Genomic DNA, 24,791 nt, shown 5'->3' with positions numbered 1-24,791 from the left:
GTCCCCGAACTGCCAATTGCAGATTGTTGACAATCCTCATTCGGTGCGTGACGATGGCAGGCATGACAGCGTCGACTCGCACTCACCTCAGCCCGGCACTCAAGCAGGCGACCCCGATCGTCGTCGATCACGGAAAGGGCAGCTGGATCATCGGCACGGACGGGCGCAAGTACCTCGACTTCACCACCGGTATCGGCGTCACCAGCACCGGGCACTGCCACCCCCGTGTGGTCGAGGCCGCCCGCGAGCAGGTGGGCAAGATCATCCACGCGCAGTACACAACTGTCATGCATCAGCCACTGCTGGCACTGACCGACAAGCTCGGCGAGGTCTTGCCTGCCGGGTTGGACAGCGTGTTCTACGCCAACTCCGGCTCCGAGGCCGTCGAGGCATCGATTCGGTTGGCGCGCATGGCGACCGGACGTCCCAACATCATCGCGTTCCACGGAGGGTTCCACGGACGCACGGTTGCGGCTGCGTCGTTGACCACTGCGGGCACCAAGTTTCGCTCCGGATTCTCACCGATCATGGGCGGAGTGCACATCGCGCCGTTCCCGTACGCCTTCCGGTACGGCTGGGACATGGACACCGCAGTCGCTTTCGCGCTCAAGGAACTCGACTACCTGCTGATGACGATGTCCAGTCCCGCCGATACCGCTGCGTTCATCATCGAACCGGTACTCGGCGACGGCGGTTATCTGCCTACGCCTCCGGAGTTTCTCGAGGGACTCCGCGAACGCGCGGACACCCACGGGATCGTTCTCATCGTCGACGAGGTGCAAGCAGGCGTCGGCCGCACCGGAAAGTTCTGGGGCCACCAGCATTCGACGATCACGCCCGACATCGTCATCACCGCAAAAGGTCTGGCCAGTGGATTTCCCATCTCGGCGATCGCGGCATCGACCGAGTTGATGGGCAAGGCGTGGCCCGGATCGCAGGGCGGCACGTACGGGGGCAATGCCGTCGCCGCTGCGGCGGGTGTCGCGACGCTCGACGTCGTGCGTGAGGAAGGTCTGGTCGCCAACGCTGCCGTGCAGGGCCGAGTGCTGCTCGACGGCCTGCTCGCACTGAAGTCCGAACATTCTGCCATCGGTGATGCACGTGGACTCGGCTTGATGCAGGCACTCGAATTCGTCGACAGCGCAGGCAATCCCGATGCTGCGGCGGCTCTACGCGTGCAACAGGGTGCGATCTACGAAGGGTTGTTGCTGCTCACCTGCGGCGCGCTCGGCAACGTGGTCCGGATCATCCCGGCGCTGATCGTGAGCGACGACGAGATGCGGCAGGGCCTCGACGCGTTGTCGCGCACGCTGAAGAACGTGCTGTGACGGCTGCTTCCGTTCGGTCTCCAGTTCCAGCACTCGTGCAGCGAGTGCTGGAGTTGGGAATCGAGATCGACGACTCGTCTCGGCGGCTCGCCGAGTACTCCTACGACGCCTCGAACTACCGCATCCCGCCTGCTGCCGTTGTGTTCCCGCGCAGTGCGGACGACGTGTCCACCGTGGTGTCGCTGTGCGCCGCAGCCGGAATCGCTGTCGTGGGCCGCGGCGGCGGAACGTCCATGGCAGGCAACGCGATCGGCCGCGGAATCGTGCTCGACTTCTCCCGCTACATGAATCGCGTGATCTCCGTCGACACCGACTCTCGGACTGCGGTGGTGGAACCGGGAATCGTGATCTCGGAGTTGCAGCGTGAGCTGGCGACGCGCACGTCGGGGGCGTTCACGTTTGCACCCGACCCGTCCAGCAAGACACGCGCGACCGTCGGCGGGGCGGTCGGCAACGACGCGTGCGGTAACCACTCGGTGCGCTACGGACGAACGGCCGACCACACGGTGGCCATGGACGTGGTGACTGCCGACGGGCACCTACTCCGGGTGACCCGTAGCGGTGTGGAAGCAGTGCATTCGGAGGATGCGGCGGCAACCGATGAGGCCGAACGTATCTCGCGCGAGCTGCAGTCGCTGGCGGCCGACAACCTCGCGCTCTTCAGAGTCGAGCTGGGCCGCATACCGCGTCAGGTCTCAGGATTTCACCTCTCGCATCTGCTGCCCGAGAACGGCTTCGACGTCGCGCGTGCACTCGTCGGAAGCGAGGGCACGTGCGCGGTGATCGTCTCGGTCACCGTCGCCGTCGTGCCCGTACCGCCTGCTGCGCTGTTGCTCTGCCTCGGATACGACGACGTGGTGGCCGCTGCAGCCGACGTGATGGCCATTCTCGAGTTCTCGCCTGCCGCGGTGGAGGGTATCGACGACAACATCGCCCAGACTATGGAGTACCGGCGCGGACCGGACTCCGTCCGCGGTTTGCCTGCGGGAAACGCCTGGCTCTACGTCGACCTCGACGGAGCCGACACCGCCGAGGTGGAGAACAAGGCCGCCCGTCTGCTCGAGGCGCTCGGTCGTCTCGGCCGCGTCAAGGAAGGCCGCATCGTCACCGACCTGGCCGACAGAACAGCGCTGTGGCGAGTACGTGAGGACGGCGCGGGTCTGGCGACCCGCCTGTCGAGCGGAGTCGAGTCCTGGGGTGGCTGGGAGGACGCGGCCGTCGCACCCGAGAACCTGTCCGCCTATCTCGCCGACCTCAACGTGCTTCTGGCCGAACACGATCTGACCGGCGTGATGTACGGACACTTCGGTGCCGGCTGCATGCACGTGCGCATCACGTTCGATCAGCGCACCGACGCCGGGCGACGGGTGATGTACGACTTCCTGCGCGCCGCTGCGCGGGTGGTCGTCAAGCACGGCGGCAGCCTGTCGGGCGAACACGGCGACGGCAGGGCTCGCTCGGAACTGCTGCCGGTGATGTACTCACCCCGCATGCTCGACGCGTTCGCGCGGTTCAAGCGCATCTGGGATCCCCGCGGGATTCTCAACCCGGGGTCGATCACCGATCCGGAACCGATGATGGACAACCTCATGCTGCAGGGCATCCCGCAGCGGGAATGGAAGACGACCTTCGATCTGCACCAGATCGGAACGCGGGCAGATCTGGATCCCTTCGTGCACGCAACTCAGTCGTGTGTCGGCGTCGGCAAATGTCGCACAGCGTCGGGAGGCGTCATGTGCCCCAGTTTTCGCGCGACCGGCGACGAGAAGGATTCGACGCGGGGTCGGGCCCGGGTATTGCAGGAGATGGTGCGCAGCTCGCCGACCGTTGCCGACGGATGGGCCTCGAAGGACGTGGCCGAATCACTCGATCTGTGTCTCTCCTGCAAGGCCTGTTCGTCGGATTGTCCGGTCGGAGTGGACATGGCGACGTACAAGTCCGAGTTCCTCGATCATCACTATGCGGGGCGACTGCGGCCACTCTCGCACTATTCGCTGGGCTGGTTGCCCCGCTGGCTGAAGGTGACGCAGCGAACGGCACCGCTGCTCAACCGTCTGCTCACCCCGCGCATCGCGGCGCTGGCGGCTCGGCTCGGTGGGCTGACCACCGAGCGGCCGTTGCCGCGCTTCGCATCGGCGAAGGAGCTGGCTCGCGAAATACGGATCGGCGGCGGCCGCGGCGCCGATGTCGTGTTGGTCGTCGACACGTTCACCCAGGGCTTTCGCCCCGAGGTCGCGGGCGCGGCGCAGCGTGTGCTCGAGGACTCCGGCCGCAGCACCGAATGCCGGACCGACGTGTGCTGTGGTCTGACCTGGATTTCGACGGGCCAGCTGAAGGCCGCCCGCAAACACCTCACGAAAGCCGTTACTGCACTGGACGACGGCACCGACCGGCCCATCGTCGTCACCGAACCGAGCTGCGCAGCGGCGTTTCGCAAGGACATGCCGGAGCTGGTTCCCACTGCGGCCGCGAGACGGGTCGCGGCGCGGGTGCAGAGTTTCGCGGGAGCGGTGATCGATCAGGCCGCCGCCGGGTGGGTGCCCTCGGCCGAGGTTCCCGATTCGGTGACGGTACAGACTCACTGCCACGAATACGCGGTGTTCGGCAACGCCACTCAGCGCACGGCATTGGCCTCAGTCGGTATCGAGGCGGTGCGCGAGGCCACCGGATGCTGCGGGGTGGCAGGCAATTTCGGCTTCGAGGCTCGGCACTACGAGCTCAGCATGGCCGTCGCCGAGCAGGCCCTCGCCCCAGCGGTTCGTGCCGCCGAGCCCGACACCCCGATTCTGACCGACGGATTCTCCTGCCACATGCAGGTGCGTCAACTCACCGGTGACCTGACGAGCGATGCGTCCGTGCACCTGGCGCAGATACTCGATCCACGTTCGACGAAAGGACCGCGGCCATGACCGCCAGTTCGACCACCAGCCTCACTCGTCCCACCATCACTGCTCCGACCGAACTGTTCATCGGAGGCGCATGGACCGCCGCAGCGTCCGATGCCCGGTTCGATGTCATCGATCCCGCCAGCGGCGAGGTCATCGCCAGGGTCGCCGACGGCAGCATCGACGATGCCGAGAACGCCATGGCCGCAGCGGTCGACGCCGCCGCCGACTGGGCCGCGACGCCGCCGCGTGCACGCAGCGAAATCCTCCGCACAGCATACGAATTGATCATGGCGCGGTCGGAGGAGCTCGCTGCGATCATCACCGCGGAAATGGGAAAGCCCCTGGCCGACGCTCGTGGTGAGGTCGCTTACGGTGCCGAGTTCTTTCGCTGGTTCTCCGAGGAGGCGGTACGCATCTCGGGCGATCACACCCTCACCGGAGATGGGAAGAACCGCATCGTGGTCACCCGCGCACCGGTGGGACCGTGCATTCTCGTCACTCCGTGGAACTTCCCGTTGGCCATGGGAACTCGCAAGATCGGCCCGGCGCTGGCAGCAGGCTGCACCGTGGTGTTCAAGCCGGCCGAGCAAACGCCGCTGACAGCACTGGCCCTGGCCGGAATCCTGCACGACGCGGGTGTTCCGGCAGGAGTGGTCAATGTCGTGACCACCACCGACGCGTCGGGTGTCGTGGGCTCGTGGATGAGCAGCGGCGCGGCCCGCAAGATCAGCTTCACCGGATCTACTGCGGTGGGCAAGATTCTGCTCGAACAAGCTGCATCGACGGTGATGCGTACCTCGATGGAGCTCGGCGGCAACGCACCCTTCATCGTCATGGACGACGCAGATCTCGCACGCGCCGTCGACGGTGCGATGGTCGCCAAGATGCGCAACATGGGTGAGGCATGCACCGCCGCCAATCGATTCTTCGTACACCGAAGTGTCACAGCGCAGTTCGCGGACAAGCTCGCCGAGCGCATGGGTGCGCTGTCGGTGGGAGCCGGTAGTGCGCACGGAACCGAGGTGGGTCCGCTGATCGACGACGCGGGCCGCACCAAGGTGCAGACACTCGTCGACGACGCCCTCGGGCGCGGCGCACGTGCGATCGTCGGGGGAGAGGCCCCGAACGGACCCGGCTACTTCTACCCGCCGACGGTCCTCACGGATGTCGACGCGGCGTCGGATCTGATGTCACAGGAAATCTTCGGACCGGTGGCAGCGATCGTCCCGTTCGACACCGAGGACGAGGTGATCGCCCTCGCGAACGACACCGAATGGGGACTCGTCGGATATGTCTTCACCCAGGACATCGACCGTGCTCTGCGGATGGGGGAGCGCCTCGAGGTGGGCATGGTCGGCCTCAACACAGGTCTGGTGTCCAATCCGGCTGCGCCGTTCGGTGGCGTCAAACAGTCCGGACTCGGCCGCGAGGGCGGAAAAGTCGGAATAGACGAATTTCTGGAGTACAAATACTTCGCCATTCCCCGAGGCTGAGAAAGGTTTTCGATCATGCCCAGTTCGAGACGACTGACGCCCATCGACGCACGCAACACGTCGATGGTCATTGCCGACCAGATTCGCGACCGCATCATCGACGGGTCCTACGCTCCCGGGGAACAGATCAACGAGGCCAACGTCGCCGCGGAGCTCGAGATCTCGCGGGGACCGGTGCGGGAGGCGCTGCAGCGCCTCAATCAGGAGGGGCTGCTCGTCAGCTACCGGAATCGAGGCGTGTTCGTCGTCGAGCTGAGCAGTGAGGATGTCACCGAGATCTACGAATCCCGCGCGGCGATCGAGGTCGGTGCCGCGTGGACGCTGGTGCACGGTGATCGTGCGCGCTTGGTGTCGGCCGCCGATGAGCTCTCGGCCATCGTGATGCAGATGCAGCCGTTCATCGATCGGGCGGATTGGCGAGGTCTTGCCGAACGGGATCTGGCGTTTCACACCGCACTGGTCGCGGCGACGCGCAACAGCCGAATGTCGCGGATGTACGCCACGCTCGCGGCAGAGGCGCGAATCTGCATGGCCAACCTCGAAACGGCGTACTACCGGCCCGAGGCGTTGGTGGAGGAACATCAGCTGATCGTCGACCTGTTGCTCGGTTCGGATTGGGACGCACTGGAAAAGGGCGTACACGAGCACATGGACACCGCCATCCACGACCTGACCCGCGCCATGGACGAGGAGCAGGCCGAACACTCGGCATTGGCCACTCCGGGATAGTCGCGGGTCTGGCAACACAGCATTTACATCCGAAGTCTTGCGAACCTCTCACGACAGCGCCTAGCCTGATTGTCAACAATCTACTAAATCGACCACATTGAAGGGGGTGCCCGTGAACGACTCACCCGACGCCGCATACGTCACCGCACTCGGACCCGAAGAGACCGCAGGACGGGCCGCTCCCGGCCTGGCTCGGTACCCCGATGTTCCGAACAGCACGCCGATCACGTTCACCGACGAGGAATACGCCGCCCGGCTCGCTGCCGTCCGAGAGCGGATGGCAGCGCAGAACCTCACCGCGCTCATCGTCACCGATCCCGCGAACCTCTACTACCTGCTCGGGTACAACGCGCTCTCGTTCTACACCCCGCAGATGCTGTACGTGCCCCTCGACGGCGAGATGTACTTCTTCGCCCGCGAGATGGACGCCAACGGCGCGTTTCGCACGTCGTGGCTGCCGCAGGATCGGACGTTCGGCTACCCCGAGACGTTCGTGCAGCGCAAGGACACCCACCCATTCGTCTGGGTCGCCGCGAAGCTGCGTGAACTGGGACTGGTGAACAACTTCGAGCACGGCCAGGTCGGTCTGGAGATGGACTCGTACTACTTCAGTCCCAAGGCGTTCGAGGCTCTGGTCAAGTCGCTGCCCGAATACCGGTTCACCGACTCCTACGAGCTCATCAACTGGGTGCGAGTGGTCAAGTCGCCCGCGGAGATCGCGCTGATGCGCGGTGCCGCGACGGTCTGCGAGTCCGCGATGTCAGCTGCCTACCAATCGATCTCGGTCGGTGAGCGGCAGTGCGACGCGGCCGCAGCCATCATGAACGCGCAGGTACGCGGCACCGCGGAGTTCGGCGGCGACCATCCGGCCATCGTCCCGATGCTGCCCACCGGTGCCGGAGCCGACACCCCCCATCTGACCTGGTCGCACCAACCCTTCGTGCGGGGCGAAACCACCGTCGTCGAACTGGCCGGAGTGTTTCGGCGCTACCACATCCCGATGGCCCGCACGATCGTGCTCGGAAAGCCCAGCCCGCGTTTGGATTACCTCGCCAAGTCCACCGGGGAAGCATTGAACGACGTGCTCGCAACCGTGCGGGCAGGCGTCACCGCCACCGACCTGGCCCAGGTATGGAACACGAGCTTGGCCAAGCACGGACTGCACAAGCCGTCGCGCATCGGCTACTCGATCGGCATCGCCTACGCACCCGACTGGGGTGAGCGCACCGTGAGCCTGCGCACCGACGACGAAACAGTGCTCGCCGAGAACATGACCTTCCACATCATCGGCGGAATGTGGATGGATGACTACGGATACGAGGTATCCGAGGCCGTTCGCGTCACCGAGAACGGCCTCGAAACCTTCACCGCATACCCCCGAGAACTACTGACGAAGGAGTGAGCATGACCGCATCCACGAAGGGTCGTCCCGCAGGCTCCACTCCTGCCACACAGGGTCGTTCCGCAGGCTCCACTCCTGCCATCCCCTGGGCGCTGCGGACCGACAAACTGGTGGGATCGGTGATCGATTCGTCGACATCGCTCCTCGCTGCACAGAAACACGACATCGTTCGATTCGCAATGGGATCTCCTGCCGCCGAGACGGTTCCGGCCGCTGCGTTCACCGAGATCGCCGGCAGCGTGCTCACCGCGGACGCGTTCGATTACGGTGCCACCGAGGGCGATCCGGGCTTGATCGACGCGTTGCTCTCCTATCTCGATTCGGTGGGCGAACCCACGACCGAGGAGCGTGTGGTGATCACCTCCGGCGGAATGCAGGGTCTCGACATCGCATGCAAGCTGTTCATCGATCCGGGCGACCTGGTGATCGTCGAAAGTCCCACGTACACCAATGGAACCGCCACCGTGCTCAGCTACGGAGGCGACATTCTCGAGGCCCCGATGGACAGTGACGGCCTCATCGTCGAGGCGTTGCCCGAGCTCGTCGAGCGAGCGGGTCGAGTGCCGAAGATGATCTACGTGATTCCCAACTTCCAGAACCCGTCCGGGGTCACCCTGTCGCTCGAGCGGCGTCAGCTGCTCATCGAGCTGGCACACCGGTGGGGCTCGGTGATTCTCGACGACGATCCGTATGGCCTGCTCCGCTTCTCGGGTGATCCGATTCCCAGTTTCGGCACGCTCAGTCCGAACGACCCGTTGATCTTCTCGGTACGGACCTTTTCCAAGATGATCGCCCCCGGCCTGCGAGTGGGGTGGGTGGACGCCGCCCCCGAGGCGCGGCAGTTGATCGTCAACGCCAAACAGGCCATGGACACGTGCACCAACCTGCCCGGTCAGCGGATGGTGGCCGAGTACATCCGGCGCGGCCTGCTCGAGGAGCATCTTCGATCGTTGGCCTCGGTGTACCTGCCCCGCAAGGTCGCGATGCAGAACAGCATCGACAAGTACTTCGGCGAGTCGATGTCGACGACGGATCCCGAGGGAGGGTTCTTTCTCTGGGCGACGTTGCGCGGCAACGATGTCGATTTCTCGACGCAGGACCTGTTCGAGACGGCGCTGGCCGAGGGCGTTGCCTACATACCCGGGCCGGCGTTGTCGGTGGGTGGGAAGTTCCACGATTCGTTGCGGCTGTGCTTCGCCTCGTCGACGCCCGAACGTATCGACGAGGGAATCAGACGGCTGGCGGCAGCGGTGGAGAAGTCCAAGCACCTGCTCGCCTCCGATCCCACCCGATGACCGTCTCGACTTCCGAACGCGCTCTTCTCGGTTCGATCGACGAGCACGAGATCGTCTCTCTCACGGCGGCATTGATCGAGGCCGGCGGCGAGAACCCCGGCGACACGGAGGAGAAGACTGCGAAGGTGCTCGCCGAGCACTGTCGCGCACTGGGATTCGACGTTCGGACCGTCGAGGTGGCTCCGGGTCGGCCCAACGTCATCGTGTCCATCGGATCCGACGAGCGGCCGGGAGTTCTGTTCGTCGGCCACTCCGACGTGGTTCCGGCGGGGTCGGGCTGGACAACCGATCCCTTCTCCGCCGTGGTTCGAGACGGGCGGATCATCGGCCGTGGGGCGTGTGACATGAAAGGCGGCCTGGCCGCAGTGGTTGCCGCGATGACCGCAGTGCACCGTGCCGGTCTCGCGGACGAGTATCCGATGACGTTGGCGTGTCTGGTCGACGAGGAGGACACCGGTCTCGGTATCCGAGCGTTCGTCGCCGCGTCGTCGCAACGGAATTACAGCTGTTGCGTGGTAGCAGAGCCGACGGACCTGGTCACTATCGTCGGATGCCGAGGCGCGGCGAATCTCGAGATCGAGGTGCGTGGCCGATCCGCGCATGCGGGGCAGCCGCGCAACGGAGCGAACGCCATCTCTGCTGCAGCACGCATCATCGGAATCATCGAGGGCTCCCAGGCCGAGCTGGACGCGAACCCCGACCCCGAACTGGGCCCGGCCACCTGGAATGTGGGGACGATAACGGGAGGAACGGGCACCTCGATGGTCGCCGATCGGTGTGTCGTCACCGTCGACCGCCGTCTGTTACCCGGCGAAAGTGCCGCCGGAGTCGTCGGCGATCTGCGATCACGTATCGAATCTGCGGAACTCACCGGGTCCGGTATCGATGTCGACATCGGTATCGCGATGGAAATGCCGGGCTTTCTGACCAGCGTGAACAACGGATTGATCACTACCGCAGTGCAATCGGTTATCGACAACGGGTGTATGCCGAATGGCCGTTCCGCCGGCTCCACTTTTGCCGAATTCACTGACATCTGGACGGCATCGTGCGATGGTGGTTTTGTGGCACAGCAGATGGGAATACCCACCGTCGTGCTCGGTCCGGGGGAGATCGAAAAACAAGCACATCGGCCGGACGAGTCCGTCGCCGTGCGGCAATTGACAGACAGCGCAAGGGCGTACGCGTTGATCGCCACCAGAATTGCTGCACTACCAGGACTTTAGCGCTGCATGAGGGGGTTGGCCGAAACGTATGTTCTGCATCGCCGTAATGTCGAACGCTGCGAAGTACCACACCGACGCTCCACTTTGTCCACAAAAGCGAGAGGTATTTCGACCGTGACCGAAAAATCAGGGTCGGCAGCATCGCCGACCGGATATCCCCCGAGCACCGACACTCTGAGCCCGGACGAGACCAAGGTTCTGCATCGCGCCATCGGCGGATCCGCACTCGGTAACGCCGTGGAGTGGTTCGACTACGCGGTGTACGGCTATCTGGCCGTGTACATCGCCGCCAACTTCTTCCCGTCCGAGGACGGGGGAGCGAGCTTGCTGTCCACGTTCGCCGTGCTGGCCGCGTCGTTCATCATTCGTCCCATCGGCGGTATCGTGCTCGGCCCACTCGGCGACCGCATCGGTCGTCAGAAGGTCCTGGTACTGACCGTCTCGATGATGACGTTGGCCACGGCGACGATCGGTGTGCTGCCGACATTCGACACGATCGGCATCGCCGCACCGTTGCTGCTGCTCGTCTGCCGATTGGTCCAGGGCTTCTCCACCGGTGGTGAGTACGGCGGCGCAGCAGTGTTCATGGCCGAATACGCGCCCGACAAGCGCCGCGGATTCTTCGGATCGTTCCTCGAATTCGGCACTCTCGCAGGCACCGTGGGCGGTGCCACCCTGTGCACCCTGCTCAACGTCGGGCTCGGCGACGAGACGATGGAGGCCTGGGGCTGGCGAATCCCGTTCCTGGTGACGCTCCCGTTGGGCATCGTTGCGCTGTGGTTGCGGACCCGGCTCGAGGATTCTCCGGTGTTCGCCGAAGCGAAGGAAGACGGCGGCACGGTCGAAGAGGGCGCAGGTGGGGCAATCACCTCACTCAAGGCCACCATGACGTACTGGCAGCGGATCCTGATCCTGATGGGATTCGTGCTGTTGCTCAACATCGCGTACTACACGGTGCTGACGTTCTTGCCCTCGTATCTGAGCGACACGTTGGGGCACAGCACGACTCAGTCCAACTTCACCCTCGTGGCCATCATGATCATCATGATGGCGATCATCAACCCCATCGGGGCTCTGTCCGACCGGGTGGGCCGAAAGCCGTTACTGCTGGCGGCCTGCGTCGGGTACTTCGTGTTCAGCGTTCCGCTGTTCCTGCTGATCATCAACACCGGACTGATCGGCCAGAGCATCGGCCTGCTCGGTCTCGGAGTGTTGCTGGTCATCATGTGCTCGTGTGTGTCGTCGACCCTGCCCGCGCTGTTCCCCACTCAGGTGCGCTACGGAGCGTTCGCCATCGGATACAACGTCTCGACGGCGCTCTTCGGTGGTACGGCACCGTTGATTCTGACGTTCCTGATCGACCGAACGGGTTCCAACTTGATCCCGGGGTGGTACATGATGATCGCAGCTGCCATCGCGTTCGTTCCGATCCTGTTGATGCCCGAGACGGCAGGGCGATCACTGCGCGGAACCCAATGCCCCGGTGACAACGACGACGAGGTCGCTGCGTCCGGCGTCGAACTCGTCGGCTACAAGAAGTAGAAGTGGCACCGGTTCTCGTCGTTCTGCACGCCGGCGACCTTCCCGACGGACTCGAGTCCATCGCGGAGGTCGCCGACGTCCGGTACGCCACGGCCGACACCCTGGCCGATGCAGTCGACGGTGCCGACGCGTTGCTGCTGTGGGATTTCTTTTCTCCTGCAGTCGAATCCGCGTGGCCACGCTGCGGATCGCTGAAATGGATCCACATCGCCGCCGCAGGCGTCGACTCGTTGATGTTCGACGAGTTGGTGGAATCCGATGTGGTCGTGACCAATTCGCGGGGCGTGTTCGATCGACCGATCGCGGAGTTCGTGCTGGCCCAGATTCTGGCGTTCGCCAAGGACTCCGAACGCTCGCGCGCACTGCAGCATTCGAAGGTCTGGCAGCACCGCGAGACCGAGCGCATCGACGGTGCCCACGCGATGATCGTGGGTACCGGTGCGATCGGCCGCGCCATCGCGAGCTTGCTGACAGCGGTGGGAATGTCGATCTCGGGTGTGGGCCGGACGGCACGAGAGGGCGACCGCGATTTCGGCACCGTTCATTCCAGTGCTGATCTGGCGTCCGAGGTAGCTCAGGCCGACTACCTGGTGCTGGTCGCCCCGCTGACCGATCGGACGAGGGGAATGGTCGACGATTCGGTGCTGGCCGCGATGAAGCCCGGCTCACGCGTCGTGAACGTGGGCCGCGGGGAGTTGCTCGACACCGAAGCTCTGCTGGCACACCTGGCCACCGGGCACATCGCAGGTGCCGCGCTCGACGTGTTCGAGACCGAACCGCTCTCGGCCGACCATCCATTGTGGACGGCCGAGAACGTGATCGTCACACCGCACATGAGCGGCGATGCCTCCGGGTGGAAGCAACGGCTCGCAGAGTTGTTCGTGGACAACGCACTTCGGCATTTCCGAGGCGAACCGCTGCGCAATGTCGTGGACAAGAAACTCGGCTTCGTGCCGACCTGAGCGCAGGTGTCAGTAGGCCCGCTCGTACTGCGATGCCACGGCCGGGAGCATCTCGACGCCGAGTTCGCGGGCGGCGCGCCGTGGCCAGTACGGGTCACGCAGGAGTTCACGCGCCAGCAGCACGGCCGTTGCCTCGCCCTGTGAGACGATCTCCTCCGCCTGCTTGGGTTCGGTGATCATGCCGACCGCGGCGGCGGGCATCGCGGTCTCGTTCTGGATGCGCCGCGCGAACGGAACCTGGTAGCCCGGACCGACCGGAATGTGGGCCCTGGCGTTGCCTCCGGTCGAGGTGTCGACCAGATCCACTCCATGCTCGGTGAGGATCTGCGACAACGCGACAGTCTGATCCGACGTCCAGCTCGGGGCCTCCAATTCGGCTGTGTGCCCAGCGTTCTCGCTGTTCTCGGGTTCGTCGAGCCAATCCGTCGCCGACAGTCGTACGAAGACCGGCAGCTCTGCCGGCCACACCTCACGCACCGCGTCGACGACCTCGATCAGCAGACGCGTGCGACCCGCGAAGTCGCCGCCGTACGAGTCGGTACGGGTGTTGCTGGCAGGGGACAGGAACTGGTGCAGCAGGTAGCCGTGGGCACCGTGAATCTCGGCCACCTGGAACCCTGCCTTCAGTGCGCGCTGGGCAGCCGTACGGAAGTCGGCGACGATCTTCGCGATGTCCTCGGTCGTCGCCTCCCGCGGGGTGGCATAGTCACCGAACGCAACTGCGCTGGGGCCGACGGTCTCCCAGCTTCGGGGGTCCTCGGCAGGCAAGGACTTGCCACCCAGCCAGGGAGCAGCGGTCGATGCCTTGCGCCCCGCGTGAGCAAGCTGGATGCCCGGGACGGTTCCGAAGGACGAGATCTCGGCGACGATTTTCGCCAGTGCGTCGGCCTGGGTGTCGTTCCAGATGCCCAGGTCCGACGGGCTGATACGACCCTCGGGGCTCACTGCGGTGGCTTCGGTGATGATCAAACCGGCGCCGCCGATCGCCCGGCTCACCAGGTGGGTGCGATGCCAGTCGCCCGCGACGCCGACATTGTCACCCGCCTCGTCGGCCGAGTACTGGCACATCGGTGCCATCCACACCCGGTTCGGGAAGGTGACAGTGCGCAGGGTCAGAGGCTCGAACAGCACACTCACAAGTGGTTCCTCCGGTCTTCGGGCAGCGTCGACGGTCGGTCGACGATCTTTACGCTGTGCTGCAACGACGCGGCGATGCCGCTTCATTCCCGGCCCCTATTAGTGTGTAGTTCATGACAGCTTCCGTCTCGGCCGAACCGGTGACCACGACTGCCGACGAGCGAGAGAACGTGCACGCCGCAGCGCGCCGAGCGCGGACCGCATCACGCGCGCTCGCGCTGCTGACGACTGCAGAGAAGGACGCTGTGCTGCATGCCGCGGCCGACGCCGTCGTCGCTGCGGCGGAGTCGGTACTCGCCGCAAATGCCGCCGACATCGAGAACGCGCGAGCGGCCGGTACCGACGAGGGGCTGCTGGACCGTCTGCGGCTGACCGCGTCGCGCATCGACGGCATCGCGGCTGGGCTGCGGCAGGTGGCCGGACTACCCGATCCGATCGGCGAGATCATCCGCGGTTCGACGCTGCCCAACGGGCTGGAGATTCGGCAACTGAGAGTTCCGCTCGGCGTGGTGGGCATGGTCTACGAGGCTCGGCCCAACGTCACCGTCGACGCGTTCGGCCTCGCGTTCAAGTCCGGCAACGCGGTGCTGCTTCGCGGTTCGTCGTCGGCTGCACAGTCCAATGCGGCACTGGTCGAGGCACTGCAGGGAGCGTTGCGCGGTCACGGTCTGCCCGAGGCGGCGGTGCAACTTCTGGGGAGTGCCGACCGTGCCACGGTCACCCACCTCATTCAGGCGCGCGGGTTGGTGGACGTGGTGATCCCGCGCGGTGGAGCCGGTCTGATCGCTGCGGTCGTGCGCGACTCCACGGTCCCGACCATCGAGACCGGCGTCGGAAACTGCCACGTGTACATCCATGCCTCTGCCGATCCGGAGACGGCCGAGAAGATCGTGCTCAACGCCAAGACCCGTCGAGTCAGCGTCTGCAACGCCGCCGAGACCGTGTTGGTGGACTCTGCGATCGCCGAGACCATGGTTCCGCGGTTGCTCCAGGCTTTCCAGATGCACAACGTCACGGTGCACGGTGATCTGCCCGGGCTCGTGCCTGCGCACGACGAGGACTGGTCTCAGGAGTACCTCTCACTCGACATCGCGCTGAAGGTGGTGGGCGGCATCGACGAGGCGATCGAGCACATCGACCGATACGGCACCGGCCACACCGAGGCGATCGTCGCCGCCGACATCCGTGCCGCGCGCGAGTTCACCCAGCGGGTCGACGCGTCCGCGGTGATGGTCAACGCCTCCACTGCGTTCACCGACGGGGAGCAGTTCGGCTTCGGAGCCGAGATCGGCATCTCGACACAGAAGCTGCACGCGCGTGGACCCATGGGATTGCCCGAATTGACCTCGACCAAGTGGACCGTCTGGGGCGACGGACACGTCCGAGACTGACACCCCTCGCAGTACCGGCAAGACCCGATCATCAGGAGCTGTGACATGGATCGTGCCCTACCGACGACACCCCCGCTGTTCGCCAGCGTGGACGACGTCCAGAGGCGCCTGGCCGAGACGGGCTATCTGGCCGACAAGGCCACCGCCACCTCGGTATTTCTCGCCGATCGCCTCGGCAAGCCGCTGCTGATCGAAGGTCCGGCGGGAGTCGGCAAGACCGAGTTGGCCCGTGCCGTCGCGCAGACGACCGGGGCCGAACTGGTGCGGCTGCAGTGCTACGAGGGTGTCGACGAGGCCCGCGCGCTGTACGAGTGGAACCACGCCAAGCAGATCCTGCGCATCCAGTCCGGTACCGCTGCCGATTGGGATTCGACCAAACTGGATGTCTTCTCCGAGGAGTTCCTGCTGGCGCGGCCGCTGCTGCAGGCGATTCGCCGTACCGATCCCACGGTTCTACTCATCGACGAGACCGACAAGGCCGACGTCGAGATCGAAGGACTGCTGCTCGAGGTACTCAGCGACTTCGCGATCACCATTCCCGAACTCGGCACGATCGTGGCCGAGCGCACGCCGTTCGTGGTGCTCACCTCCAACGCCACCCGTGAACTGTCCGAGGCCCTGAAGCGTCGCTGCCTGTTCCTGCACCTGGACTTCCCCGACGCCGACCTCGAGCGCCGGATTCTCGCCAGCAGGGTTCCCGAACTGCCCGAGGCCATCGCCGAGCAGATGATCAAGACCGTGCGGGTACTGCGCGCGATGCAGCTCAAGAAGTTGCCCTCGGTGGCCGAGACCATCGACTGGGGACGCACTCTGTTGGCGCTCGGTATGGACACCCTCGACGACGATGCGGTGCGCTCCACACTCGGTGTGGTGCTCAAGCATCAGTCGGACCAGGTCCGCGCGGCAGCCGAACTCAGGCTCAACTGACGTGCAGGCCCCACACGGAATTCCCGGTCACCTCGTCGGTTTCGTCGACGCGCTGCGTCGGCGTGGAATTTCGGTTGGGCCGTCGGAGACGGTCGATGCCGGACGCGTCTTGTCGGTTCTCGACCTGCTCGATCGGGAGGCCGTGCGCGAGGGTCTTGCCTGTGCACTGCTGCGCCGTCCGACGCATCGCGGAGTGTTCGACGCCCTGTTCGACCTGTGGTTTCCGGTGGCATCGGGCACCAGGGACTCGGGGCAGATCGATACCGCGCTGCCCCGCACCGACGCCGGCGACGTCGACATCGATGCCCTCCGCGAGCTGTTGGTGGATCTGCTCTCGGACGATTCGGCCGAGGCCGCGGAGTTGACCCAGATGCTGGCGGCGCAGATGGTCGAGGAACTCGGACAGTACAAGTCCTCCAACGGGCCGTCGTTCTCTGCATATCAGGCCCTGCGCGACGTTGCGCCCGAAACGTTGCTGCGCAAGATTCTCGACGGATTGCTCGGGCGCAGCGACGAGGCACCCGATCGACCCACCGACGACTACGAGTCCGAGGTTGCCAAACGCACAGCCGCGCAACGTATCGCAGACCTTCGCAAGATGGTCGAGAGCGAGACGAGGCGTCGATCGGCAGAAAAGCTGGGCCGTGAGCGGGTAGCGAGCTACGGGGTGCCCAAGCTCGCGGAGGAAGTGGATTTCCTGCGGGCCTCGGATACGGAGATGGCGGCGCTGCGTCGCAACGTCACCCCTATCGCCCGGCTGTTGGCATCGCGACTTGCGCTGCGTCGCAGCCGAAGCAGGCACGGCTCCATCGATCTGCGTCGTACGTTGCGCAAGTCGATGTCCACCGGCGGTATCCCGATCGATCTGGTCGAGCGCAAGCCTCGGCGAGCACGCCCCGAACTGGTTGTGCTGTGCGATGTCTCGGGCTCGGTGGCAGGATTCAGTAATTTCACTCTGCTGTTGGTGCATGCACTGCGAGAGCAGTTCTCGCGCGTACGCATATTCGCGTTCATCGACTCCACCGACGAGGTGACACGATTCTTCGATTCCGGTTCCGATCTCGGAGCCGCGATGAGTCGCATCATCCGCGAGTCCGATCTCGTGACGTACGACGGGCACTCGGACTACGGCCATGCACTGACGACGTTCGACGAGAAGTACGCGCACGCGGTCACCAGTCGCAGTTCGGTGCTGATTCTCGGTGACGCCCGCACCAACTACCGCGAACCGAAGCTGCCGGCGTTGGCGCACATAGTGTCGGTGGCCAAGCATGCCTACTGGCTCAATCCCGAACCGAAATCGCAGTGGGGTTCCGGCGATTCGGCTGCCAAGGTGTACTCCGACGTGATCGCCATGCACGAGTGCCGATCAGCTCAGCAGCTCGCCACCGTGGTCTCGCGTTTGCTGCCGGTGTGAGGCGTGTGACGGCTAGCGGCACCCCGGACGTAGAATCGTCGGTTGTGCAGCGCGAATCCGACCCCGGCGACAACACCGGTAGACAGTCCGTCCGCCGTTTGGGCGTGATGGGCGGCACCTTCGACCCGATTCATCACGGGCACCTCGTCGCAGCCAGCGAAGTGGCGAACAAATTCGGTCTGGACGAGGTCATCTTCGTCCCCACCGGAAACCCGTGGCAGAAGGAAGGAAAGTCGGTCAGCCCGGCAGAGGATCGCTACCTGATGACCGTCATCGCGACGGCGTCCAATCCGCGTTTCTCTGTCAGCCGGGTGGACGTCGATCGGGAGAAGTCGACCTACACCGTCGACACCCTGCGCGATCTGCGATCGCAGCATCCCAATGCCGAGCTGTACTTCATCACCGGGGCGGACGCGCTCGAGTCGATCCTCACGTGGCAGAACTGGGAGGAGCTGTTCGAGCTCGCCAAGTTCGTCGGTGTCTCGCGTCCCGGGTTCGAGCTCGGCGTCGAACATCTCGCCAACCACCTTCGATCGTTGCCCGCGGACACTCTCACATTGATGGAAATCCCTGCACTCGCGATATCGTCGACGGACTGTCGACTTCGAGCCGGTGAGAATCGGCCGGTCTGGTACCTCGTACCGGATGGCGTCGTGCAATACATCTCGAAGAGGAATCTCTACAGACCACGAGGCGCTCAGCGTCTCGACGGATCCGTCACCATGTCGGAACCAGCGCCCCAGAAGAAGCAACCGGCAGGGTCGGTCACCAGCGCAGTGACCGCGAACCCGAGCCATACGAGTGGGAGTACACCGAAGTGACTGCAACAGCCGAAGCCGCCGAGATGGCGCGGATCGCCGCGCTCGCAGCCGACGACAAACTGGCCGTCGACGTGGTGATTCTCGACGTCTCCGATCAGCTCTACATCACCGATTGCTTCGTCATCGCCTCCGCGCCCAACGAGCGTCAGGTCAACGCGATCGTCGAAAACATCGAGGATCAGCTCCGTGAGGCCGGACACAAGCCGGTCCGCCGCGAGGGCACCAGAGAAGGCCGTTGGGCGCTGCTGGACTACTCCGACATCGTCGTGCACGTCCAGCACAACGAGGAGCGCAACTTCTATGCACTCGAGCGGTTGTGGAAGGACTGCCCGACTATCGAGGTTCCCGGTCTCGGACAGCATCCGGCTCCGGAATCGGAGCAATGATCAGACGGCTCATCCTGCTTCGGCACGGTCAGACGGAATACAACGCCACCGACCGCATGCAGGGTCAGCTCGACACCGATCTGTCCGAGCTCGGCCGCGGCCAGGCGAAGACGGCCGCCGCCGAGCTGGCGACGCGTGAGCCGATCAGGATCGTCTCCTCGGATCTGCGGCGAGCGCTGGACACCGCGAACGCGCTCGGAGATGCAGCCGGTGTGGCGGTGTCGGTGGACGAACGTCTGCGCGAGACTCACCTCGGTCAGTGGCAGGGACTCACCCACACCGAGGTCGACGACATCGCCCCCGGTGCACGACCGGCTTGGCGCGCCGACGCCACGATCGCCCCACCCGGTGGAGAGAGCCGCATCGACGTCGCCCGACGCAGCGTGCCGCTGGTTCGTGAACTCGCGGCAGGCGTCCCCGAGTGGGGTGCCGACGGCAACGAGCGACCGCTCGTCCTCGTCGCACACGGAGGTCTGATCGCGGCACTGACTGCCGCGCTGCTCGATCTGCCGACCGATCGCTGGCCCGTGCTCGGAGGCCTCGCGAACACCAGCTGGGTTCAGCTCGGTGCGCACGGACCCGGCGAGAACCCGTCCTGGCGCCTGGACGTGTGGAACGCCTCGGCGCGGGTGGCCAGTGACGTCCTCTGAGACGGCGGCGCAGCCAGCGCTGCTCGTGCTCGCGGACTCGTTGAGCTACTACGGACCCGAGGGCGGACTGCCCGTCGACGACCCGCGACTCTGGCCCAATCTGGTTGCAGCGGAACTGGGTTGGACAGTGGAGTTGGTTGCGCGCATCGGCTGGACGAGTCGTGACGCGTGGTGGGCACTGACCCAGGATCCGCGAGTGTGGGCAGCCATTCCCCGTGCCGGTGCCGTCGTGCTCGGAATCGGCGGCATGGATTCACTCCCGTCACCGTTGCCGACTGCGCTCCGGGAGCAGATCAGATACGTCCGACCGCCTGCCCTTCGGCGGGTGGTTCGCGCGGGATACCAAGCGGTACAACCTGTTCTGTCGCATCTCGGTTGGCCCGTGGCGCTACCGCCGCGGCTCAGCGTCGAGTATCTGGAACAGACCCGCGCGGCATTGGCGTACGTGCGTCCGGAACTTCCCGTCATCGGTACCTATCCGTCGGTGCACCGCTGCGATGCCTACGGCAAAGTGCACTCGGGTCGCGAACCCGCCGTACGCGCACTGCGCGCATGGAGCGCGGACAGGAACGTCCCCATGGTCGACCTCGCCGACGCCGTACGACCGAACATCGAGTCCGAGAACGCGAACCCCGACGGCATCCACTGGGGATGGGACGCCCACATCGCGGTCGCCGAGGCGATGCTGAAGGTGCTGCGACCCGTCGCCGCCGGATCGGTGACCGAATCGCCATGACCGTCGCCGTCGTCACCGACTCCTCGTCCTGCCTGCCGGCCACACTCGCCGCCGAGCGAGGGATCGCGCTGGTGCCACTGCACGTGCTGGTCGACGGAATCGACCATCGCGAAGGCGTGGACGAGATTCCCGAGCAGTCCACCTCGGGCACGCCGGTGACCACCGCGGGGGCCTCTCCGGGTGAGCTGACCGAGGTCTATGCCGCGGCCCTCGAACGCAGTCGGGGTGCCGGTGTGGTGGCACTGCATATCTCTCGGGGACTGTCGAGCACGTGGGAAGCTGCGCGCCAGGCCGCAGATCACGTGGGCTCGGCCGTCCGAGTCGTCGACTCCGCCTCGGCCGGAATGGGGCTGGGCTTCGCGGTGCTGGCTGCGGCCGCCACGGCCGCCGGGGGAGCAGAACTGGACGAGGTGTACCACGACGCCGTCGCCGCGTCGACGACCTCGAGATGCTTCATCGTCGTCGATCGACTCGACCACCTCAGACGTGGAGGCCGCATCGGCGCCGCCGCGGCCTTGCTCGGCACTGCGCTGGCCATGAAGCCGGTACTGCACATCAGCGACGGCAAACTCGTGCTGCGGGAGAAGACGCGGACCTCGTCCAAGGCGTTGCACAAGCTGGTCGATGCCGCCGTCGCCGCCGCGACCGAGGTCGGTGACGAATCGGGGGTTGCGCTCGCGGTGCACCACATGCAGTGCCCGGAGCGGGCCGAGGACGTAGCCGCGATGCTGACCTCCCGAATTCCGCACTCGACCAGCATCGATGTGTACCCCTTCGGTGCCGTTCTCGGCACTCATGTCGGCCCAGGCGCGGTCGGTGTCGTCGTGGCTCCTGGACGCCGATAGCCGGGTCGAGCCCCCGGTTCATCCACAGCCTCCGGGTTCGTACACAGGGCAATCGGCGACCTGCGTTCGCCGATGAGCGAACCGATCGCGCGAACTAGCGTCCTCGTGTATGGGCGGCAACGACGATCGGGCGCACACGGTGGCGCGATTGAACTCCGTGCGCAGACAACACGATTCCGCCCGCGATCGCGTCGTGCCCGAGGACCCGCGACCTGACGCCGGGTCAACCGAACCGGATTGGTTGCTGCCGGAAGCGCAACGAGCAGGCACCCCGTGGTCGGCCCTGCTGCCATCGCGGTGGCGATCTGCCCGCGTGGACCCGGGGAAGCAGGGGGCAGTGGCGATGGTGGCGGCCGGGGTCTTCGTCGTCCTGGTCGCGGGATTCGCGGTGCTTCGAGACGCACCGACTCCGGCTCCTGCACCACCGCTCGCCGTGGTCGCGACCGACACGGTGGATACCGATGGCACGGTGGATACCGGTGACGCGGTCGATCCTGTGCCGAGTGCCGAGGCCGAACTCGTGGTGAGCGTCGTCGGGCTCGTGACGCGCCCCGGATTGGTTCGGCTGCAACCGGGTTCGCGAGTCGCCGACGCGCTGGCCGCAGCAGGCGGCGCAGTCGAGGGTGCCGATCTGCTGGCGCTCAACATGGCCGCGCGAGTCGCCGACGGTGATCAGATCGTCGTCGGAGTCGTGCCGCCGGAGGCAGCTCCACCGGTCAGCAGTACGACATCCGGGATCGGCACACCGACAGACGGTAGCGGCGGCGCACCGGCCGGTGTCGGAGGTTCCACGCCCGGCGGGACGGTGGACCTCAACGCCGCGACCGTCGCAGAACTGGACGCGTTACCCGGGGTCGGGCCGGTCACCGCGACCTCGATCGTGAGTTGGCGGGAGACCAACGGCCGCTTCGCAACCGTGGATCAGCTGTCCGAGGTGGACGGCATCGGGCCCGGCAGACTGGAAAAGATCCGCGACCTGGTGCACGTCGGATGAGCACCGATGCCGCGTCGACCGGTGCGCCGCAGACCGAGGATCCTCTGCCGTTCGATGTGCGCCTGGTTCCGGCCGCTGCGGTGTGCTGGTCGATCACCGCGATCGGAATTCTCGGAGGCCCCGGTGCTGCCGTGGCTGCTACCGCGTCGGCGGTTGTGGTGGTGCTGCTCGTCGCAGTAGCACTGCACAGGTTCTCGATTCGGCGCGCCTTGCCGGGTTCGAGTCGGTTCGGTGCGGCCGCGGTGATCGTGCTGGCGCTGTGCTTCGGTGGAGCGATCTGGCTTCAGATGCGCTCGATAGCAGAGCATCCCGTGGCTGCGGCGGCCGAGAACCGGGCGTGGATCACCGCGTCGGTGCAGCTGGAGGAGGACCCGCGACGTCTGATGGCTCCCGGCCCCGCGATGGTGATGCTGAAGGCAGCGTTGACTCGAGTCGACGTGGGCGGCGAGGCGCTGTATCTCGGTGGACGGGTGTCGATCATCGCACCGGAGTCGAGCTGGGCGGGTCTGTTGCCGGACCAGCAGATCACCGTTCGGGGCAGGCTCGGTGAGCCGATCAGACCGGACATGACCGTGGCCGTGATCCGCACTTCGGGTCCGCCCGTCACCGTGAACGAGCCCGGGACGATTTCTGCTGCGGCCGGCACCTTCCGGTCGAATTTGGCTGCGGTAGCGCAGAATTCGATGCCACCGGATCGTGCAGGTCTGCTACCCGGTCTCGTGGTCGGAGATGTGTCACGATTGGACGAGACGGTCACCGAGAACTTCCGGGCAGCCGGCCTCACACATTTGACCGCAGTCTCCGGCGCGAACTTTTCGATCGTGATCGGAGCGGTTCTGTTGGTGTTGCGGGGTATCGGAATCGGCCCCCGCGCAACGGTCGCCGTGGCGTTCGTCGTACTCGTGGCCTTCGTGATCGTGGCCCGGCCATCACCGAGTGTGGTGCGGGCTGCAGTGATGGGGTCGATCGGTTTGGTGGCGTTGGTCACCGGCAGGCGTAGGCAGGCGGTGCCTGCGCTGTGCGGCGCGGTGTTGGGTCTGCTCGCGTGGTGGCCGAGGCTGGCGGTGGATGTCGGATTCGTACTGTCGGTGTTCGCCACCGCCGGGCTCGTGCTCATCGCTCCGATCTGGGCCGACTGGCTTCGGGCCCGCGGCTGGCCCGGGGCGGCAGCGGAGGTGGTGGCGGTCGCCGCGGCAGCACACGCGGTGACGGCACCGGTGGTCGCGGCCATGGCCGGAACGTTCAGCGTGGTGGGCGTCGCAGCGAATGTGTTGGTGGCACCTGTCGTCGCGCCGATCACGGTGGTGGGCATCGTGACGGCCGTGATCGCCACCGTCAGCACGTCACTCGCCGAGCTGACGGCGCAGCTGGCGTCGGCTCCGCTGTGGTGGTTGATCGCGGTGGCAGAGGAGGCTGCGTCGGTGCCGGTAGCGGGCATCGTGGTCCCCGACGGCGTCGGGGGTGCAGCACTGGCAGCGTTCTCGACGGCCGCGCTGGTGGCGGCGTTGCGTTTCACTGTGTTTCGGTGGCTGGCCGCGGCTGTGGCGATAGCGGCACTCGCGATGTGGACGGCGCAAATTCTGTGGTGACCGCTCGGACTTCGAGCGGATGCTCGCAGTGTCGGTCGCACATGGCACGATCATGGTCGTGACTTCGAGTGTGGCTCCTCTGCATCTGGTTCTCGGTGACGAGGAACTTCTGATGGATCGCGCGGTAGCCGCGATCGTGGCTCAGGTGCGTGCGAATGCTGCGATTCCGGGGGAGGACCTGCCGGTCACGCGGTTGCGCACCGGTGATGTCAGCGCCCCGGAGCTCGCCGAGCTGCTGAGCCCGTCACTGTTCGCCGAGGACCGTGTTCTCGTGCTCGAGGCCGCGGCCGAGGCCGGTAAGGACGCTGCTGCGCTGGTACTGGACGCCGCTACCGATCCGCCCGAGGGTGCTGTGGTGGTGGTCATGCACTCCGGCGGCGGCAGGGCCAAGGCGATGGTCGGTGCCCTACAGAAATGCGGGGCGCAGGTGCACGAGTGCGCCAAGCTCACCAAGCCCGCCGAACGCATCGACTTCGTGCGCGGAGAGTTCCGTACCGCCGACGTCCGGGTGAGCGGCGAAGTGATCGAGGCGGTCGTCGAGTCCGTGGGCAACGAACTTCGCGAATTGGCTTCGGCCTGTTCGCAGTTGGTCTCCGATACCGGGGGCAAGGTCGACCTCGCCGCGGTGCGTCGGTACTACTCCGGCAAGGCCGAGGTCTCGGGATTCGACGTCGCAGACAAGGCGGTGATCGGTGACCGGGCCGGCGCTCTCGAGGCTCTGCGCTGGGCGATGCACCGGGGCGTGGCGCACGTGTTGCTCGCCGACGCGTTGGCAGATGCCGTCCGAACCATCGCGCTGGTGGGTTCGGCAGGACGCGGGGACCCGTTCCGCATGGCAGGGGAGTTGGGTATGCCGCCGTGGAAGATCAAGAAGGCGCAGGGCCAGGCGCGCGGGTGGAACGGCCGATCCATAGCCCAGGCGCTGCGCGTGGTGGCGCAACTGAACGCCGACGTCAAAGGTCAAGCAGCGGATGCGGACTACGCGGTGGAGAGAGCGGTCGCGGAGGTCGCATCACTGGGTAGGTAGCAATCG

The 24,791-nt window shown here is 65.7% G+C and carries 21 protein-coding genes; 20 read left to right on the top strand and 1 reads right to left on the bottom strand.

From position 1 onward, the window contains the following. The first annotated feature begins 62 nt into the window (after window positions 1-62). The 9 genes from R4P57_RS11905 (at window position 63) to R4P57_RS11865 (ending at window position 12,865) form a co-directional block, all read left to right on the top strand. On the top strand, window positions 63-1,328 hold the full coding sequence (locus R4P57_RS11905; protein WP_317803052.1) for an aspartate aminotransferase family protein: 1,266 nt from the start codon (window positions 63-65) through the stop codon (window positions 1,326-1,328). After that, window positions 1,325-4,237: an FAD-binding and (Fe-S)-binding domain-containing protein gene (locus tag R4P57_RS11900; protein ID WP_317803051.1), complete on the top strand. Its 2,913-nt coding sequence runs from the start codon at window positions 1,325-1,327 to the stop codon at window positions 4,235-4,237. Before R4P57_RS11905 ends, R4P57_RS11900 begins: the two co-directional genes overlap by 4 nt. Continuing rightward, window positions 4,234-5,709, top strand: coding sequence for an NAD-dependent succinate-semialdehyde dehydrogenase (locus tag R4P57_RS11895; protein WP_317803050.1), 1,476 nt, complete (start codon window positions 4,234-4,236; stop codon window positions 5,707-5,709). Before R4P57_RS11900 ends, R4P57_RS11895 begins: the two co-directional genes overlap by 4 nt. 15 nt (window positions 5,710-5,724) lie before the next feature. Then, complete coding sequence (locus tag R4P57_RS11890) at window positions 5,725-6,438, top strand: GntR family transcriptional regulator (RefSeq protein WP_230596347.1); 714 nt, start codon at window positions 5,725-5,727, stop codon at window positions 6,436-6,438. Window positions 6,439-6,661: 223 nt separating this feature from the next. Then, the gene (locus R4P57_RS11885) at window positions 6,662-7,840 is read left to right on the top strand and encodes a Xaa-Pro peptidase family protein (RefSeq protein WP_317803245.1); all 1,179 of its coding nucleotides are present in this window, start codon (window positions 6,662-6,664) and stop codon (window positions 7,838-7,840) included. A 2-nt stretch (window positions 7,841-7,842) separates the two neighbouring features. Next, on the top strand, window positions 7,843-9,135 hold the full coding sequence (locus R4P57_RS11880) for a PLP-dependent aminotransferase family protein (RefSeq protein ID WP_317803049.1): 1,293 nt from the start codon (window positions 7,843-7,845) through the stop codon (window positions 9,133-9,135). Beyond that, a complete protein-coding gene (locus tag R4P57_RS11875) occupies window positions 9,132-10,361 on the top strand; it encodes a M20 family metallopeptidase (RefSeq protein ID WP_317803048.1) in 1,230 nt (409 codons plus the stop codon). The genes R4P57_RS11880 and R4P57_RS11875 overlap by 4 nt, the downstream gene beginning before the upstream one ends. Window positions 10,362-10,475: 114 nt before the next feature. Next, complete coding sequence (locus R4P57_RS11870) at window positions 10,476-11,903, top strand: MFS transporter (protein ID WP_317803047.1); 1,428 nt, start codon at window positions 10,476-10,478, stop codon at window positions 11,901-11,903. A gap of 2 nt (window positions 11,904-11,905) precedes the next feature. Beyond that, entirely contained in the window at window positions 11,906-12,865 is a 960-nt protein-coding gene (locus R4P57_RS11865) for a D-2-hydroxyacid dehydrogenase (protein ID WP_317803046.1), read from the top strand. Window positions 12,866-12,874: 9 nt separating this feature from the next. Here R4P57_RS11865 and R4P57_RS11860 read toward each other — a convergent pair whose 3' ends face one another. After that, complete coding sequence (locus tag R4P57_RS11860) at window positions 12,875-14,002, bottom strand: NADH:flavin oxidoreductase/NADH oxidase (protein ID WP_317803045.1); 1,128 nt, start codon at window positions 14,000-14,002, stop codon at window positions 12,875-12,877. A gap of 113 nt (window positions 14,003-14,115) precedes the next feature. Here R4P57_RS11860 and R4P57_RS11855 point away from each other — a divergent pair, with 113 nt between their 5' ends. From R4P57_RS11855 to holA, 11 genes are all read left to right on the top strand, one after another. After that, the gene (locus R4P57_RS11855) at window positions 14,116-15,393 is read left to right on the top strand and encodes a glutamate-5-semialdehyde dehydrogenase (RefSeq protein WP_317803044.1); all 1,278 of its coding nucleotides are present in this window, start codon (window positions 14,116-14,118) and stop codon (window positions 15,391-15,393) included. Window positions 15,394-15,438: 45 nt separating this feature from the next. Further along, complete coding sequence (locus R4P57_RS11850; protein ID WP_037193103.1) at window positions 15,439-16,320, top strand: AAA family ATPase; 882 nt, start codon at window positions 15,439-15,441, stop codon at window positions 16,318-16,320. Between the two features lies 1 nt (window position 16,321). Then, a complete protein-coding gene (locus R4P57_RS11845; RefSeq protein WP_317803043.1) occupies window positions 16,322-17,737 on the top strand; it encodes a vWA domain-containing protein in 1,416 nt (471 codons plus the stop codon). Between the two features lie 107 nt (window positions 17,738-17,844). Then, window positions 17,845-18,558, top strand: a complete 714-nt coding sequence (gene nadD / locus R4P57_RS11840; protein WP_411742356.1) for a nicotinate-nucleotide adenylyltransferase — start codon at window positions 17,845-17,847, stop codon at window positions 18,556-18,558. Further along, entirely contained in the window at window positions 18,555-18,944 is a 390-nt protein-coding gene (gene rsfS / locus R4P57_RS11835) for a ribosome silencing factor (RefSeq protein WP_317803042.1), read from the top strand. Before nadD ends, rsfS begins: the two co-directional genes overlap by 4 nt. After that, window positions 18,941-19,594, top strand: a complete 654-nt coding sequence (locus R4P57_RS11830) for a histidine phosphatase family protein (protein ID WP_317803041.1) — start codon at window positions 18,941-18,943, stop codon at window positions 19,592-19,594. Before rsfS ends, R4P57_RS11830 begins: the two co-directional genes overlap by 4 nt. After that, window positions 19,581-20,330, top strand: coding sequence for a diglucosylglycerate octanoyltransferase (gene octT, locus R4P57_RS11825; protein ID WP_317803040.1), 750 nt, complete (start codon window positions 19,581-19,583; stop codon window positions 20,328-20,330). Before R4P57_RS11830 ends, octT begins: the two co-directional genes overlap by 14 nt. After that, entirely contained in the window at window positions 20,327-21,175 is an 849-nt protein-coding gene (locus R4P57_RS11820; RefSeq protein WP_317803039.1) for a DegV family protein, read from the top strand. The genes octT and R4P57_RS11820 overlap by 4 nt, the downstream gene beginning before the upstream one ends. Window positions 21,176-21,284: 109 nt before the next feature. Beyond that, window positions 21,285-22,169 (top strand): ComEA family DNA-binding protein, encoded by an 885-nt coding sequence (locus R4P57_RS11815; RefSeq protein ID WP_317803038.1) that lies wholly within the window; start codon window positions 21,285-21,287, stop codon window positions 22,167-22,169. Then, entirely contained in the window at window positions 22,166-23,758 is a 1,593-nt protein-coding gene (locus R4P57_RS11810) for a ComEC/Rec2 family competence protein (RefSeq protein WP_317803037.1), read from the top strand. The genes R4P57_RS11815 and R4P57_RS11810 overlap by 4 nt, the downstream gene beginning before the upstream one ends. Before the next feature lie 58 nt (window positions 23,759-23,816). After that, window positions 23,817-24,785 carry a DNA polymerase III subunit delta gene (gene holA / locus R4P57_RS11805; RefSeq protein WP_411742350.1) on the top strand — a complete coding sequence of 323 codons (969 nt, stop codon included), beginning with the start codon at window positions 23,817-23,819 and terminating at the stop codon, window positions 24,783-24,785. The last annotated feature ends 6 nt before the right edge of the window (window positions 24,786-24,791 follow it).

Source organism: Rhodococcus sp. IEGM 1330 (assembly GCF_033142445.1).
Taxonomy (GTDB): domain Bacteria; phylum Actinomycetota; class Actinomycetes; order Mycobacteriales; family Mycobacteriaceae; genus Rhodococcoides.
This window is presented reverse-complemented; position numbering and strand designations above follow the sequence as displayed.